11 protein-coding genes are annotated in these 16,448 nt (G+C 46.6%); 9 read left to right on the forward strand and 2 right to left on the reverse strand.

What is annotated here, in order from left to right:
• Nucleotides 1-12 precede the first annotated feature (12 nt).
• The 7 genes from DWZ93_RS00220 (at nucleotide 13) to hemW (ending at nucleotide 8,930) form a co-directional block, all read left to right on the forward strand.
• Complete coding sequence (locus tag DWZ93_RS00220) at nucleotides 13-699, forward strand: response regulator transcription factor (protein WP_118452049.1); 687 nt, start codon at nucleotides 13-15, stop codon at nucleotides 697-699.
• Nucleotides 656-2,122 (forward strand): sensor histidine kinase, encoded by a 1,467-nt coding sequence (locus DWZ93_RS00225; RefSeq protein WP_118451634.1) that lies wholly within the window; start codon nucleotides 656-658, stop codon nucleotides 2,120-2,122. Before DWZ93_RS00220 ends, DWZ93_RS00225 begins: the two co-directional genes overlap by 44 nt.
• 9 nt (nucleotides 2,123-2,131) lie before the next feature.
• Nucleotides 2,132-2,605 carry a GerMN domain-containing protein gene (locus DWZ93_RS00230; protein WP_118451635.1) on the forward strand — a complete coding sequence of 158 codons (474 nt, stop codon included), beginning with the start codon at nucleotides 2,132-2,134 and terminating at the stop codon, nucleotides 2,603-2,605.
• A gap of 53 nt (nucleotides 2,606-2,658) precedes the next feature.
• A complete protein-coding gene (locus DWZ93_RS00235; protein WP_279220004.1) occupies nucleotides 2,659-4,926 on the forward strand; it encodes a DNA internalization-related competence protein ComEC/Rec2 in 2,268 nt (755 codons plus the stop codon).
• Complete coding sequence (holA, locus tag DWZ93_RS00240) at nucleotides 4,910-5,905, forward strand: DNA polymerase III subunit delta (protein WP_118384122.1); 996 nt, start codon at nucleotides 4,910-4,912, stop codon at nucleotides 5,903-5,905. Before DWZ93_RS00235 ends, holA begins: the two co-directional genes overlap by 17 nt.
• A 62-nt stretch (nucleotides 5,906-5,967) precedes the next feature.
• Nucleotides 5,968-7,782: a translation elongation factor 4 gene (lepA, locus tag DWZ93_RS00245; RefSeq protein ID WP_118451637.1), complete on the forward strand. Its 1,815-nt coding sequence runs from the start codon at nucleotides 5,968-5,970 to the stop codon at nucleotides 7,780-7,782.
• Nucleotides 7,782-8,930, forward strand: a complete 1,149-nt coding sequence (gene hemW / locus DWZ93_RS00250; RefSeq protein ID WP_118451638.1) for a radical SAM family heme chaperone HemW — start codon at nucleotides 7,782-7,784, stop codon at nucleotides 8,928-8,930. Before lepA ends, hemW begins: the two co-directional genes overlap by 1 nt.
• 173 nt (nucleotides 8,931-9,103) lie before the next feature.
• On the opposite strand, the gene DWZ93_RS00255 is transcribed toward hemW, so the two are convergent.
• Nucleotides 9,104-10,714 carry a CTP synthase gene (locus tag DWZ93_RS00255; protein WP_118384124.1) on the reverse strand — a complete coding sequence of 537 codons (1,611 nt, stop codon included), beginning with the start codon at nucleotides 10,712-10,714 and terminating at the stop codon, nucleotides 9,104-9,106.
• A gap of 64 nt (nucleotides 10,715-10,778) precedes the next feature.
• Nucleotides 10,779-12,260: a DUF1846 domain-containing protein gene (locus DWZ93_RS00260; RefSeq protein ID WP_118451639.1), complete on the reverse strand. Its 1,482-nt coding sequence runs from the start codon at nucleotides 12,258-12,260 to the stop codon at nucleotides 10,779-10,781.
• Nucleotides 12,261-12,431: 171 nt separating this feature from the next.
• On the opposite strand from DWZ93_RS00260, the gene ftsH reads away from it, so the two are divergent.
• Nucleotides 12,432-14,462 (forward strand): ATP-dependent zinc metalloprotease FtsH, encoded by a 2,031-nt coding sequence (ftsH, locus tag DWZ93_RS00265; protein ID WP_118451640.1) that lies wholly within the window; start codon nucleotides 12,432-12,434, stop codon nucleotides 14,460-14,462.
• A gap of 103 nt (nucleotides 14,463-14,565) precedes the next feature.
• Nucleotides 14,566-16,413, forward strand: a complete 1,848-nt coding sequence (uvrC, locus tag DWZ93_RS00270) for an excinuclease ABC subunit UvrC (RefSeq protein WP_118451641.1) — start codon at nucleotides 14,566-14,568, stop codon at nucleotides 16,411-16,413.
• Nucleotides 16,414-16,448 lie beyond the last annotated feature (35 nt).

Below are 16,448 nucleotides of genomic sequence, written 5' to 3' on the forward strand. Positions count from 1 at the left end.
GAGAGTAACATGATGAATAAAAGAGTGCTGGTTGTAGACGATGAGAAGCTGATCGTAAAGGGAATCCGCTTCAGTCTGGAACAGGATGATATGAAGGTAGATTGTGCGTATGACGGCGAGGAGGCGCTGAAGCTTGCCAGAGAGAATACGTATGATATGATCCTGCTGGATATTATGCTTCCGAAACTTGACGGATTCGAAGTGTGCAGACAGATCCGGGAGTTTTCGGATGTGCCGATTATCATGCTGACAGCAAAAGGGGATGACATGGATAAGATCCTGGGACTGGATTACGGTGCAGATGATTACATTACCAAGCCGTTTAATATTCTGGAAGTGAAAGCAAGGATCAAGGCGATTTTCAGGAGAATCGGACGAAAAGATGCATCAGAAGATGAGAAGCTGCTGGTTCACAGGGATATGAAGATTGATTGTGAGAGCCGGAGAGTGTTTATCGCTGACAGGGAAGTGAATCTGACGGCCAAGGAATTCGATCTTTTGGAGCTTCTGGCAAAGAATCCGAATAAAGTATACAGCAGAGAGAATCTGTTGAATATGGTCTGGGGCTACGAATATCCGGGGGACGCAAGAACAGTGGATGTACATATCCGGAGACTGAGAGAGAAGATTGAGACACATCCAAGCGATCCAAAGTATGTGTATACAAAGTGGGGAGTTGGTTATTATTTCAAGGCTTAAACGTTATATCAGAATCAGAGTATTCAAGAGCCTGCGCCTGTATATTACGGTGCTTTTGATGCTTGTCGGCATCATTCCGTGCCTGGTGCTTAAGGGGCTGGTTCTTAAAAGCTATGAGACCAGAGCAGTCGAAGTGCGTACTGCCGAAATCCAGAATCAGTGCACGATTCTGTGCAGTCAGCTCAGCAATTCTAATTATCAGGACAATGGCATTTCAGACATTATTCAATCAGAGCTTACACAGCTTGCAAATGTATATCATGGGCGGATTATGGTCATTGACAATGATTTCTGCATCATGAGTGACACGGATGATAAGGACGTGGGACGGAAGATGGTGGCAGAATCTGTAGTGAAATGTTTCCGCGGGGACAAGGCTTTTTGCTATGACAGGGATAACCGTTTTATCGAAGTGACTGCGCCCATCCGAGTGTCAGAAGACAGTGAGATCACAGGAGTGGTGCTTGTCAGTGTATCAACCGATACGATTGCAGCGACCAAAGCACTGCTGGCAAAGAAAGCGAATATTGCAGAGCTTGCGATTATTCTGATCGTAGTGATCGCAGCAATTTTCCTGGGAACGATCATGGTGCGTCCGTTTGCAAGGATTACCAGATCCATTGGAGATCTTCAGGATGGATATGATGCGGATTATCTGCACGTGTATACCTATAAAGAGACTACTCTGATCTCAGATGCATTTAACCAGATGCTTGGAAGATTGAAGAAGCTGGATGATTCCCGTCAGGAATTTGTGTCCAACGTGTCTCATGAGCTGAAGACACCATTGACATCTATGAAGGTGCTGTCGGATTCTCTGCTGTCGCAGGAGGAAGTTCCGGTGGAACTGTACCGCGAATTTATGGGGGATCTGTCAGAAGAGATCGAGCGTGAGAATAAGATTATTAACGATCTGCTGTCTTTGGTGAAAATGGATAAGACGGCAGCAACCATGAATATCCGGTCAGAGAATATCAATGAACTGATTGAAAAGATTCTGAAGCGTCTGCAACCGCTCGCATCGGAGGCAAATGTGGAAGTTGTATACGAAAGCTTTCGTCCGGTAACGGCAGAGGTGGATGAAGTAAAGCTGTCGCTTGCAATTTCCAATCTGGTAGAGAATGCGATCAAGTATAACTGGGAGAATGGCTGGGTACATGTCTCTTTAAATGCAGATCATAAGTATGTCTATATAGAAGTGGCAGATTCTGGCATCGGTATTCCGGAGACAGAGACGGAGCATATATTTGAACGATTCTATCGGGTGGATAAGTCGCATTCCAGAGAAATCGGCGGTAGCGGACTTGGACTTTCCATTGCGCGCAATGCAGTAGTTATGCACCGTGGCGCAATCAAGGTGTTCAGCCAGCCGGGGGAAGGTACGACATTTTCCGTAAGAATCCCGATCAATTATGCAGGTTAGGAGGCAGGTATGAAAAAGAGTGGATGGATGATCACATTGCTTATGTTCGGTTGTCTTCTGACAGTGGGATGCCATAAGGAAGAATCTTATGATATGCAGATCTATTATCTCAATTCAGAAGAAACAGCATTGAATACCGAGGGATATAATCTGAACTCTGATAAAGCAGAAGATCAGGTAGAGGAAGTACTGAAGAAGATGCAGAATCCAAAGGATTCGGTAGAATGCGTGCCTGCAATTCCGACAGACCTGATGATCACAGACATTCGTCTGGAAGACGGAAGGCTTGATCTGTATTTCAGCGAGGAGTATGAGATTCTGGATGCAGCATCAGAGGCACTGCTGCAGGCAGCGGTAGTACGGACTGTGACACAGCTTGACGGAGTGGAGCGAGTACAGTTCCATGTAGCCGACGAGGTGCTGAAAGATCATCATGGCAATGAGGTAGGTTATCTGCGCAGTGAGGACTTTGTGCAGAAATAAGAGAACTGATAGAAAAGATTATACGAAAAATCATTAATAAGATAAAAGATAAAATAAATAAAAGAAAACTATTTGCTCTATGTGTGCTGTATCTGGTCATTATGCTGGTTATGGTAAGTCGTGAAATGATGACTGGTGCAGGAATATTTGTTACATTTCCGGTGGATACAGTGGAAAACGGAAGATTGGTGACGGTAACGGGTGAGGTGTTTCGGATAGACGAAACGGAAGAGTATCAGACATTGTATCTGAAAAGGGTTGGAATCAGTGATGGCAGACAGAACATACAGGAGCGATATTTTCTTGCATATGTCAAAGAAAATCATTCCTTTGCACTTGGCAATAAGATAAAGGCGTCCGGATCTCTGGAATTCTTTGAGAATGAAAGAAATCCCGGCGCTTTTTCCAGAAAGAAGTATTATCGGACACAAGGAATCCCTGCCTGTATCTGGGCAGAAGAAGCAGAACTTGTGAATAGGAATACTAATCTGTTTAGGGAAAGACTGAGGCTCTTAAGAAAGAGATGGTCGGAAGCCGTCCTGCAGATCCTGGGAGCGAAAAAAGGCGGGATACTGAATGCTATGCTTCTGGGAGATAAACAGCAGATGGATGATGAGATAAAAGAGCAGTATCAGGTAAATGGGATTGCCCATATTCTGGCAATATCCGGACTTCATCTTTCTTTTGTCGGACTTGGCTTTTATCGTTTTGTGCGCAGAACAAGTGGCTCGTATCTGGCGGGAGGCTTGGCAGGGATTACATTTCTGTTAATGTATATCGTGATGATCGGTTGTACGGTATCAGCAGTCCGGGCGGTAATTATGTTCTGTATGCAGGTGGGAGCTGATATGACGGGCAGAGTGAATGACAGACTGACTGCGTATACACTTGCTATGGCAACTGTGATCTGGTGGAGACCGCTGGCATTTTTTGATGCAGGCTTTCAGTTGTCCTTCGGTGCAGTAGGAGCAGTGCTGTTTCTTTATCCGCTGATCACGTCAGGGAAGAATACGTTTGGGAAACTGGCAGAGAGTCTGTTGGTCAGTCTTAGTATTGAACTGATTACAGTTCCGGTGATCCTGTATCATTATTACGAACTGCCGACCTGGTCGGTGTTATTGAATTTGATCGTGATTCCACTTATGAGTCTGGTGCTGTTACTTGGGTTTCTGGGCAGTATGGGACTTATGCTGATACGTCCGGCAGGAATCAGTATGCTGTATGGATGTGGATATATCCTGGATTTTTTTGAGTTATTGTGCAAAGGGACGGAACAGCTTCCCGGAAGAAGATTCACAACCGGAAGACCGGGAGTAGTCGGAATCATTTTGTATTATGTGATATTAGCAATCGTTGTGTTCTGGTATCGCAAGCAGAAAGAAGTGTGTGAAGAAGTGAAGGACGTGCACCTCATGCCGGGGACAGGCTTGCGGCTCATTTTACTGGCAGCAGGCATTTTTGCATTGGTGATGAATTGTCCTGCGTTCCGTCACACGGGGCTGGAAATCACATTTCTGGACGTAGGACAGGGAGACTGTGCCTTTGTGCGGACGGAAGATGGGAGAACCTGTCTGATCGATGGAGGCAGTAGTGATACCAAGAAGGTGGGGCGATATCAGATTGAGCCATTTCTCAAATGCAGAGGAGTGGGAAGGCTTGACTATGTATTTGTCAGTCACGGAGATATGGATCATATCAATGGTCTGGAAGAGCTGCTTGAGCGGCAGCAGGAAGGTATAGCCATTGGTTGTATGGTACTGCCGGAGCAGAAGTTATGGGATGACAAGCTGAAACAGCTTTACGAGCTGGCGACATCCAATGGAATCCGTGTTGTAACAATACAGAAAGGTCAGGAGATTTCATGGGAAGATGTGACGCTTACCTGTCTGGAACCGTGTGCAGAGAGGTTTAAAGAAGTAAGTGGTGAGATATCGGGTAATGCAGCTTCTATGGTGCTGGAATTACAGTATGGAGAGTTGAAGGTGCTGTTTACCGGAGATGTAGAAGGTGAGGGAGAGGACATACTGACAGAAGATATGAAGGAAGACTGTACGGTATTAAAAGTGGCTCATCATGGATCAAGAAATTCTACTTCAGAAGCATTTCTTAAGAAATCGGAACCGAGGCTTGCCATTATTTCAGCAGGACGGGAGAATCGGTATGGGCATCCACATGTGGAGACGATGGAACGGTTAACGGCAGAAGGATGCAGTATTTTGAATACGGCAGAATGCGGTGCGATTACTCTCAGACAGACTGGAAAAGAGGTGGCAAATTTGCGGATTATCCAGTATAATAGGTTCTATGAAAAGTTTGAATGAAGATATTAAGCAGGGACAATTTAAGAATATATATCTGCTGTACGGGGAAGAGGATTATCTGAAAAAGCAGTACAGGGACCGTCTGGTAAAAGCGATGCTGCCGGAGGGCGATACTGTGAATTATGCCCATTATGAAGGTAAGGGGCTTCCTGTCGGAGAGATCATTGATCTGGCTGAGACGATGCCGTTTTTTGCAGAACGCAGACTGATCGTGATCGAGGATTCCGGGCTGTTTAAGAGCAGTGCGGCGGAGTTTGCGGATTATATAAAGAATCTGCCGGAGACTACCTGTTTTCTGTTTGTGGAGAATGAAATCGACAAGCGGAACAAGTTATACAAAACAGTGAAGGACAAAGGGCGCGTGGTAGAGATGGCGCGTCAGGATGAGAAGACGTTGACAATCTGGCTGATGGGACTGATCCGTAAGGAAGGCAAGCAGATCCGAGAGTCCACGATCCGGCACATCCTGGATCGGACAGGCACGGATATGAAGAATCTTGAGACAGAGATGGAGAAGCTTTTCACTTATACGATCGATCAGGATGAGATTACAGACGAGGATGTGGATGCGGTGTGTACCGCACAGATTGAAGGACACATTTTTGAGATGGTAGATGCAGTAGCGGTTGGGGATAAGAAGAAAGCCCTGGATTATTATTATGATCTGCTGGCACTTAAGGAGCCACCGATGCGTATCTTATACATGCTGACCAAGCAGTTCCGGTCACTTCTGGTGGTACAGTCACTGATGCGGCGGGGCATGGCACAGAAGCAGGTTGCTTCTGAAGCGGGGCTTCATCCATTTGTAGCAGGCAAATGCATGCGACAATGCCGAAGTTTCAGCCAGGATCAGCTAAGGGATATTCTGGAACTTGGAGTAGAATTGGAAACAGACGTTAAGACAGGGCGTATGAAGGATACGACCTGTGTGGAATTATTTATACTGTCTCCGCAGATCGGTGGACAGCAGAGAGCTTAGAACAGTCTGGCGAAGATAGAGCAGAAGAATTTAGAAGAAGATGGAAGGAAGATAAGAAAAACATGGCAGGAACAGACCAGAGCAAAATTCGTAACTTTTGTATTATAGCGCATATTGACCACGGGAAATCTACCCTGGCAGACCGTATTATTGAGATGACAGGACTTCTGACCAGCCGGGAGATGCAGGCGCAGGTACTGGATAATATGGATCTTGAGCGAGAACGTGGTATCACAATCAAGTCTCAGGCAGTGCGTACAGTGTATAAGGCGAAAGATGGAGAAGAGTATATCTTTAACCTGATCGACACTCCGGGACATGTAGACTTTAATTACGAGGTATCCAGAAGTCTGGCAGCCTGTGATGGCGCAATCCTCGTCGTAGATGCGGCGCAGGGCGTGGAAGCACAGACCCTCGCCAATGTATATCTGGCACTGGATCACGATCTGGATGTGATGCCTGTGATCAATAAGATTGATCTTCCGAGTGCAGAGCCGGAGCGTGTAATTGAAGAAATTGAAGATGTGATCGGTATTGAAGCAGAGGATGCACCACGTATTTCTGCCAAGACCGGACTGAATATAGAGGAAGTACTGGAGCAGATCGTAGAGAAGATCCCGGCTCCGGGCGGAGATCCGAAGGCACCGCTGCAGGCACTGATCTTTGACTCTTTATATGATGCATATAAGGGAGTTATCGTATTCTGCCGTTTGATGGAAGGTACGATAAAGAAGGGGACGCCGATCCGCATGATGGCGACCGGAGCAGAGGCAGAGGTTGTTGAAGTGGGATATTTCGGAGCAGGACAATTTATTCCATGTGACGAACTGAGTGCAGGTATGGTAGGCTATGTGACCGCCAGTCTGAAGAATGTAAAGGACACCCGTGTGGGTGATACGATCACGAATGCGCAGGATCCTTGCGTAGAGCCATTGCCGGGATATAAGAAGGTGAATCCGATGGTATATTGCGGACTCTATCCGGCGGACGGAGCCAAGTATCCGGACCTTCGTGACGCACTGGAAAAGTTACAGTTAAATGATGCATCGCTGCAGTTTGAGCCGGAGACATCAATTGCATTGGGATTTGGATTCCGCTGCGGCTTCCTGGGACTTTTGCATTTAGAGATCATTCAGGAGCGTCTGGAGAGAGAATATAATCTGGATCTGGTAACAACAGCACCGGGCGTTATTTACAAGGTGCATAAGACCAATGGAGAGGTCATGGATCTGACGAATCCGTCGAACCTGCCAGACCCATCTGAGATTGAATACATGGAAGAGCCAATGGTAAAAGCAGAGATCATGGTGACTTCAGAATATATCGGAACGATCATGGATCTGTGTCAGGAGCGCAGAGGTATCTATCAGGGCATGGAATATATCGAAGAGACCAGAGCAGTACTACACTATCATCTGCCGCTGAATGAGATCATTTACGATTTCTTTGATGCGCTGAAATCCCGTTCCAGAGGTTATGCATCGTTCGATTATGAGATGCTTGGCTATCAGCAGTCGAACCTTGTGAAACTGGATATTCTGATTAATAAAGAAACAGTGGATGCATTATCATTTATTGTATTCGAAGGCAGTGCCTATGAGCGCGGAAGAAAGATGTGTGAGAAGCTGAAAGAAGAGATTCCGAGACATCTCTTTGAGATTCCGATCCAGGCAGCAGTGGGAAGCAAGATCATTGCCAGAGAGACGGTAAAAGCGATGCGTAAGGACGTACTTGCCAAGTGCTATGGCGGTGATATTTCGCGTAAGCGTAAGCTGCTGGAGAAACAGAAGGAAGGTAAGAAGCGTATGCGTCAGGTGGGCAATGTAGAGATCCCGCAGGAAGCATTTATGAGTGTATTGAAGCTGGATGAGAATTAATGAAAAAAGAATTAGAATTATATCTGCATATTCCCTTTTGTGTAAGCAAATGTAAGTACTGTGACTTTCTGTCGGCACCATCTGGTGAAGAGCAACGGCAGATCTATGTCGAACGGTTATGCCGCAGGATCCGTTACTGGTCGGATGTGATACACAATTATGGATATGAGATCGTCAGTATATTTGTGGGCGGGGGAACTCCGTCCATTCTGACAGAAGCGCAGATCACGCAAGTTTTTGAAGCAGTTCATGAGAGCTTCCCAATCAGGGAAGACGCAGAGATCACGCTGGAAATGAATCCGGGAACCGATGTGAAAGATAAGCTCCCGGTGTATCGTGAGCTTGGAATCAATCGGCTGAGCATGGGGCTTCAGTCAGCAGATAATGAAGAATTGAAGTGTCTGGGACGAATCCACACCTACGAGGATTTCAGGCAGGTATATCAGTGGGCGAGAGAGGCTGGATTTACCAATATCAATGTGGATCTCATGTCGGCAATTCCGGGACAGACGCTAGAGAGTTATGAAGATACACTTCGAAAGGTAGCAGATCTCGAACCAGAACACATTTCTGCATACAGTCTGATCATTGAGGAAGGTACGCCGTTTTATGAGCGGTATGGGGAAGGCAGACACGCAGAAGAACTGCCGAATGAGGATATAGAACGGCAGATGTATGTGCGCACCGGAGAGATTCTGGAAGACTATGGTTATCATCGCTATGAGATCTCTAATTATGCGAAAGATGGTTATGAATGCAGGCACAATCTGGGTTATTGGGACAGGAAAGAATATCTGGGGCTTGGAGCAGGAGCTTCGTCACTGATGGATCATATCCGATGGAAGGAACCGGATCATATCGGACCGAGTACGGGACTGGTGTTGGAAGAGCGGGAAGACTTTACCAGACTCAGAAGGAAGGATGAGATGGAAGAATTCATGTTTCTGGGACTGCGTAAGATCAATGGAGTGTCGGAATATGATTTTTATAAGTCATTCAGAGTGTCGATGGACGAGATTTATAAAGAAAGTATAGAAAATTTGATAAAAGAGGGACTGCTAGTAAGAGAAGAGGATCGGATCCGACTGACAGACCGGGGAATTGATCTCAGTAATTATGCACTGAGTCAGTTCCTGTTAGGGGAATAAAAAACACAGCCACTGGAACTTCCATGGCTGTGTTTTTTACTTTACAGGAAATTGCTTTCCTGTAAAGTAAAAACCGCTCCGCGAGGATGCGCACTGCGGCGGATAAGGTAGATGTCGCAAGCGACCGCCGCAGGCGCGAGAATGTGCCAAGGCACATTCTTTGTTCTTGTATATTATCGTTCGTCTTTGTGAGCCAGAGCTGCCTCTACGAATCCGCGGAATAACGGATGCGGGCGGTTTGGTCTGGACTTCAGTTCCGGATGTGCCTGAGTGGCGATAAACCACGGATGTTCCGGAATCTCTACCATCTCTACGATACGTCCGTCCGGTGACAGCCCGGAGAGCATCATGCCTGCTTTTTCCAGCTGGTCACGGTAGTCATTATTAACTTCGTAACGATGACGATGACGTTCCTCGATATTTTCTGAACCATAGAGCTGATATGCCTTTGACTCTTTGTTCAGTACACATGGATAAGAACCAAGTCTCAATGTACCACCGATGTCTTCGATGCCGATCTGATCCGGCATGATGTGAATGACAGGGTTCGTTGTCTGAGGATCAAGTTCTACGCTGTGTGCGTCTTTCAGTCCGACTACATCTCTTGCAAATTCTACGATGGAAAGCTGCATACCAAGACACAGTCCCAGGAATGGGAGACCGTGGGTTCTTGCATAGCGGATTGCTTCGATCTTACCGTCGATACCGCGGTCGCCGAAGCCTCCCGGTACCAGAATACCATCTACATCACTGAACAGCTCGTCCGCATTCTCAGGAGTCACTGTTTCAGAGTCAATCCATTTGATGTGTACCGTAGCACGGCTAAAGATACCACCGTGTTTCAATGCCTCTACAACACTGATATAAGCATCGTGAAGCTGGATATATTTGCCGACCAGGGCAACAGTTACATCAGTATTCGGATGCTTCAGGTAGTCCACCATCTCTGTCCAGTCTTTCAGATCCGGTTCCGGGCATTCCAGGTGCAGACATTCGCAGACAGCACCGGCCAGATTCTCCTTTTCCATGGCGAGTGGTGCTTCATACAGATATTCTACGTCCAGATTCTGTAGTACGTGATTAGACGGTACATTACAGAACAGTGCGATTTTATCCTTGATGCCGTCAGTCAGCGGGTGTTCAGAACGGCAGACAAGGATGTCTGGCTGGATACCCATTCCCTGGAGATCTTTTACGCTGGCCTGGGTAGGCTTGGTTTTCATTTCCTGAGATGCACGCAGATAAGGAATCAATGTAACATGGATCAGGATGACATTCTCATGTCCTTTATCGTGTTGGAACTGACGGATTGCCTCCAGGAAAGGCTGGCTTTCGATATCGCCTACCGTGCCGCCGACTTCGATGATGGCAATCTCTGTATCCTTAGCAGCAGGATTCCGATGGAATCTGCTCTTGATTTCATTTGTAATATGAGGAATTACCTGTACGGTACCTCCGCCGTAATCACCGCGGCGTTCTTTGTGAAGTACAGACCAGTAGATCTTTCCAGTGGTAACATTGGAATTCTTGGTCAGGCTTTCATCGATAAAACGTTCATAATGTCCCAGGTCCAGGTCAGTCTCAGCTCCGTCATCGGTAACAAATACCTCGCCGTGCTGTACCGGGTTCATTGTGCCTGGGTCAATGTTAATATAAGGATCGAATTTCTGCATGGTTACTTTGTAACCGCGTGCTTTTAAAAGACGTCCCAGAGAAGCAGCTGTGATTCCTTTACCGAGTCCGGATACCACTCCGCCTGTAACAAATACGTATTTTACTGCCATGTGTTCCTCCTTCATATATATGCAGGGGATACCTGCATGTTATCTGATACTATAATACACCGGATTATTTGGCAAATACAGGATTTTTTTCAAATTTGGCTTCATAAGTTGCCTGGATAGACAACTTTTTAAACATTCTGCTGTCTACGTTGCTGACCATGACAGAAGTGTGCGCCTGACATCCTTTCAGCTTCGGAAGCTGTTTCAGAACTTCCTGGGCAGTAGGGTCTGTGGCAGCACTTACGGACAGTGCGATCAATATTTCGTCGGTGTGAAGCCTTGGATTCTTGCTTCCAAGATAATTAACTTTTAATCTCTGGATAGGCTCAATCGCCTCCGGTGAAATAACTTTCCTCTCGTGATCAATACCGGCAAGTTCTTTTAATGCATTCAGAAGAAGTGCAGCTGATGCTCCCAGCAGATCGGATGTCTTACCTGTGACGATACGTCCGTCTGGCAGTTCCAGTGCTGAGGCTGGTGCGCCGGTCTCTTCTGCGCGTTTCAATGCGGCATCCACAACATGGCGGTCGTGAACGGTGATTCCGGTCTGATTCATCAGCATCTCGATCTTGTATACTTCATTCTCCGTACATGCGCCTAACAGAAATCTGCGGCGGGAATCGTAGTAGCGGCGGATGATCTCCTGACGGGATGCTTCTCTGCAGGCTTCGTCATCACTGATGCAGAAACCTGCCATATTAACGCCCATGTCAGTCGGTGACTTGTATGGGCTTTCACCATAAATGCGTTCAAATGTGGCACACAGTACTGGGAAGATCTCTACGTCACGATTGTAGTTAACGGTAGTCTCTCCATAAGCCTCCAGATGGAACGGATCGATCATGTTGATATCGTTCAGGTCTGCGGTAGCTGCTTCATATGCCAGGTTGACCGGATGATTCAATGGGATATTCCAAATCGGGAATGTCTCGAATTTGGCGTAGCCGGCTCTTACCCCACGTTTGTGTTCATGATAGAGCTGTGAAAGGCAGGTCGCCATCTTTCCGCTTCCAGGTCCCGGTGCTGTGACAATGACTAAAGGATGCGTGGTCTCGATGTAATCATTCTTACCATATCCCTCGTCGCTGACGATCAGTGGGACATTAGCCGGATATCCCGGTATTAAATAATGAATATACACTTTGATGCCAAGACGCTCCAGACGCTGCTTGAAGAGATCAGCGGCAGTCTGTCCGGCATATTGGGTAATGACAACACTTCCCACATAAAGACCTGAATTCATATAAGCTTCACGAAGGCGGATTACATCGGTATCGTAGGTTATCCCCAGATCTCCACGTACCTTATTCTTTTCAATGTCTCCGGCACTGATGACGATGACGATCTCAGCCTGGTCGGCCAGTTCTTTTAACATGCGCAGTTTGCTGTCCGGCTGAAAGCCTGGCAGTACTCTGGATGCATGGTAGTCATCAAAAAGCTTGCCTCCGAATTCCAGATACAGTTTGTTGTCAAAGTGGCTGATACGCTCACGGATGTGAGCAGACTGCATTTCCAGATACTTGTCGTTGTCAAATCCTAATTTCATTTGTATATTCCTCTTCCCCAATGTTATTGCTTTATCCTGCTGATAAAAACTCCAAATCCAAGTATACTACAAATTATATCCTGTTTACAATATTTTCATAAATTATTTGTTGATTTTAAATGGGTCGATATTTATAATTAGAACTGATAAACACAGGAGGACCACTATACTATGGATAATCAGAATAACAGAAATAGTAATAGAAATAATCAGAATGATAATAAGAATAACAAACCGGACAGACAGGGTGTCTCCTTTGTCCTGCTGATCGCGTTGATTACTACATTTCTGGTGCTGTCACTCTATCAGTTCCAGAAGACATCATCTGCAGAAGAGATTACGTATGACAAGTTTCTGAACATGATCAAGCATCACAAGGTGCAGGAAGTTACGATTTCCAGTGACAAGATCATGATCAAGGCCAAGAAGGAAAAAGGCGAGACTACAGCGAAGGAATATTATACCGGAGTTGTGGATGATAATACCCTTTCCGAACGACTGTATGAGGCAGGTATTAAATATGAACAGGAGATACCGGATACGACTTCGATGATGGTATTGAATGTGATTGCGACCTTCCTGCCGGTCGTACTGATCGTGGCGATGTTCTACTGGAGCTTCAAGCGGATGTCTAAGGGTGGAGGCATGATGGGTATTGGCAAGAGCAATGCCAAGATGTATGTAGAAAAAGAGACCGGCGTTACGTTTAAGGATGTAGCGGGACAAGACGAAGCGAAGGAATCTTTGCAGGAAGTCGTAGATTTCCTGCATAACCCTGGCAAATACACCGGTGTGGGAGCGAAGCTTCCGAAGGGAGCCCTGTTAGTAGGACCTCCGGGAACCGGTAAGACACTGCTTGCAAAAGCAGTAGCGGGAGAGGCGAAGGTGCCGTTTTTTTCGCTGTCAGGATCAGCATTTGTGGAAATGTACGTAGGTGTAGGTGCATCCAGAGTGCGCGACCTGTTTAAGCAGGCACAGCAGATGGCACCATGTATTATTTTTATCGACGAGATCGATGCTATCGGTAAGAGCCGTGATAATCAGTTGGGTGGCAATGATGAACGCGAGCAGACACTGAACCAGTTACTGGCTGAGATGGACGGATTTGATACGAACAAGGGACTGTTGCTTCTGGCAGCAACGAACCGTCCGGAGATTCTGGATCCGGCTCTTCTGAGACCGGGACGTTTCGACCGTCGTATCATCGTAGAACGTCCGGATCTGAAGGGACGTGTAGAGGTACTGAAAGTACATGCCAAGGATGTGCGTATGGATGAGACAGTGGATCTGGAAGAGATCGCACTGGCAACTTCCGGAGCAGTTGGTTCAGACCTTGCCAATATGATCAACGAGGCTGCGATCAATGCAGTTAAACATGGAAGGAATGCAGTATCGCAGAAAGACCTCTTTGAGGCTGTCGAAGTGGTACTGGTTGGTAAAGAAAAGAAAGACCGCATTATGAGTCAGGAAGAGCGACGTATCGTATCTTACCACGAGGTAGGACATGCACTGGTAAGTGCTCTCCAGAAGGATTCAGAGCCTGTACAAAAGATTACTATCGTACCGAGAACCATGGGTGCTCTCGGATATGTAATGCAGACACCGGAGGAAGAGAAGTTCCTGAATACCAAGAAAGAGCTGGAAGCAATGCTTGTCGGAATGCTTGGTGGACGTGCTGCGGAAGAGATTGTGTTTGATACGGTTACTACAGGTGCTTCGAATGATATTGAGAAGGCAACCAAGATTGCACGTTCCATGATCACACAGTATGGTATGAGCGAAAAGTTCGGACTGATCGGACTGGAATCTATTCAGAACCGTTATCTGGACGGAAGAGCCGTTATGAACTGTGGAGAGGCTACAGCAGCTGAGATCGATCAGGAAGTAATGGAGATGCTGAAGAAAGCATACGATGAAGCGAAACGTCTTCTTACAGAGCATAGAGAGGCTCTGGATAAGATCGCAGCATTCTTGATTGAGAAAGAGACTATTACCGGTAAGGAATTCATGAAGATTTTCCATGAAGTGGAAGGCATTGATCCGGATGCGCCGAAGAAGACCGAAGAGCGTATTGGTATGAAAACAGTACCGGGACGTGAGAAAGCAGTTGAAGCAGATCTGGCAGCAGAGAAGACAGTGGCAGAAGATACACCGGAAGAAAAGACGGTGCCTGAGACGTCGTCATCAGCCGATGTAGAATAAGATAAAAGGTATATGGGGAGAAAGCATTTGCTTTCTCCCTTTTCAGTATATGGGAAGATGATGTAGAATAGAGAATATGGAGAGGGGAAAGAGAGGCAGACAGATGTTTGATATACAGGAAGAATTGAAAAAGCTTCCGGGAAAACCGGGCGTATATCTGATGCATGGCGAGAAAGACGAGATTATCTATGTGGGTAAAGCAATCAGTCTGAAGAACCGGGTGCGGCAGTATTTTCAATCCAGCAGGAATAAAGGACCGAAGATTGAACAGATGGTAACGCATATTACCAGATTTGAATATATCATCACAGATTCGGAGCTGGAAGCTCTGGTGCTGGAGTGTAATCTGATCAAGGAGCACAGACCGAAATATAATACTATGCTGATGGATGACAAGAGTTATCCATTTATTAAAGTGACGGTGCAGGAGCCATTTCCGAGGATCATGATGGCAAGACAGATGAAGAAGGATAAGGCGAAGTACTTTGGACCGTATACCAATGTAGGAGCAGTGAGAGATACGATTGAGCTGATCCGGAAACTGTATAAGATCCGCAGCTGCAATCGGAGACTTCCGCGTGATATCGGGCTGGAGAGACCATGCCTGAATTATCATATCCATCAGTGTGGTGCACCTTGTCAGGGGTATGTGGATCAGCAGGAATACCGGGAATCCATCGATCAGGTACTGCAGTTTCTGAACGGCAATTATGATCTGATCCTGGGAGACCTGCAGCGTAAGATGGAAGAGGCGTCGGAGGCAATGGAATATGAACGGGCGATTGAATACCGGGATCTCCTGCAGAGTGTACAGAAAATCGCGCAGAAGCAGAAGATTACGGATACGGCCGGGGATGACAGAGATATTGTGGCAATGGCGAAGGATCTGGAGGATGCAGTCGTGCAGGTATTCTTTGTGCGTAATGGCAGACTGATCGGCAGAGATCACTTCTTCCTGCGACTGACAGGAGAGGAGACCAAGAGCGAGATCCTGTCCAGCTTTATCAAACAGTTCTATGCAGGTACACCGTATCTGCCGGCGGAACTGATGATGCAGGAAGAGCCGGGAGATATGGAGTTGCTGGAAGAATGGCTGACAGAAAAACGGGGGCATAAGGTACACATCCGGGTGCCGAAGAAAGGATCCAAGGAAAAGTTGGTCGAACTGGCACAGAGGAATGCGGCGTTGATCCTGACGAAGGATAAGGAACGCTTGAAGCGGGAAGAGGGTCGAACAATCGGTGCGGTTAAGGAGATTGAAAATCTGCTTGGAATGAAAGAGATTGTGCGTATGGAAGCCTATGACATTTCCAATATCAGCGGCTATGCATCGGTAGGATCCATGGTTGTGTATGAGAAAGGACGGCCGAAGCGCAGTGACTATCGTAAGTTCCGGATTAAGAGCGTGCAGGGACCGGATGATTATGCCAGCATGGAAGAGGTGCTGACACGCCGGTTTGAACATGGCAGAAGGGAACGTGAAGAAGGAAGCATGGAGAACAGCTTTACTGCATTTCCAGATCTGATCCTGATGGACGGCGGACGCGGTCAGGTAAATATTGCATTGGAAGTATTAGATAAATTACGGATCCATATTCCGGTATGCGGTATGGTAAAGGACGATAATCACAGAACGAGAGGGCTGTATTATAATAATGTGGAGATTCCGATCGACCGTAATTCGGAAGGATTTAAGCTGATCACGAGGATTCAGGATGAAGCACATCGCTTTGCAATTGAGTATCACAGGAAGCTTAGAGGACAGGGACAGGTGCATTCTGTACTGGATGATATACCAGGTATCGGACCTGCCAGAAGAAAGGATCTGATGCGGAGATTTCCGGGACTGGAAGCCATCCGCAATGCGGATGTGGAGACACTGAAAGAACTGCCGTCTATGAACGAAGCAGCGGCCGAATCTGTCTACAATTTTTTCCATCCCAAGGTGTAAGACGGAGGGAAGTATGATATAATAAACGTTAACGA

It is taken from the genome of Dorea sp. AF36-15AT (assembly GCF_003477705.1).
Lineage (GTDB): Bacteria > Bacillota > Clostridia > Lachnospirales > Lachnospiraceae > Claveliimonas > Claveliimonas ammoniilytica.

Excerpts from the sequence above, each read along its gene's own strand:
- holA (WP_118384122.1), top strand. The coding sequence starts at position 4,910 with ATGAAAAGTTTGAATGAAGATATTAAGCAGGGACAATTTAAGAATATA.
- DWZ93_RS00255 (WP_118384124.1), bottom strand. The coding sequence starts at position 10,714 with ATGGCAGTAAAATACGTATTTGTTACAGGCGGAGTGGTATCCGGACTC.
- DWZ93_RS00225 (WP_118451634.1), top strand. The coding sequence starts at position 656 with ATGTGTATACAAAGTGGGGAGTTGGTTATTATTTCAAGGCTTAAACGT.
- ftsH (WP_118451640.1), top strand. The coding sequence starts at position 12,432 with ATGGATAATCAGAATAACAGAAATAGTAATAGAAATAATCAGAATGAT.
- hemW (WP_118451638.1), top strand. The coding sequence starts at position 7,782 with ATGAAAAAAGAATTAGAATTATATCTGCATATTCCCTTTTGTGTAAGC.
- uvrC (WP_118451641.1), top strand. The coding sequence starts at position 14,566 with ATGTTTGATATACAGGAAGAATTGAAAAAGCTTCCGGGAAAACCGGGC.
- DWZ93_RS00260 (WP_118451639.1), bottom strand. The coding sequence starts at position 12,260 with ATGAAATTAGGATTTGACAACGACAAGTATCTGGAAATGCAGTCTGCT.
- DWZ93_RS00230 (WP_118451635.1), top strand. The coding sequence starts at position 2,132 with ATGAAAAAGAGTGGATGGATGATCACATTGCTTATGTTCGGTTGTCTT.
- lepA (WP_118451637.1), top strand. The coding sequence starts at position 5,968 with ATGGCAGGAACAGACCAGAGCAAAATTCGTAACTTTTGTATTATAGCG.
- DWZ93_RS00220 (WP_118452049.1), top strand. The coding sequence starts at position 13 with ATGAATAAAAGAGTGCTGGTTGTAGACGATGAGAAGCTGATCGTAAAG.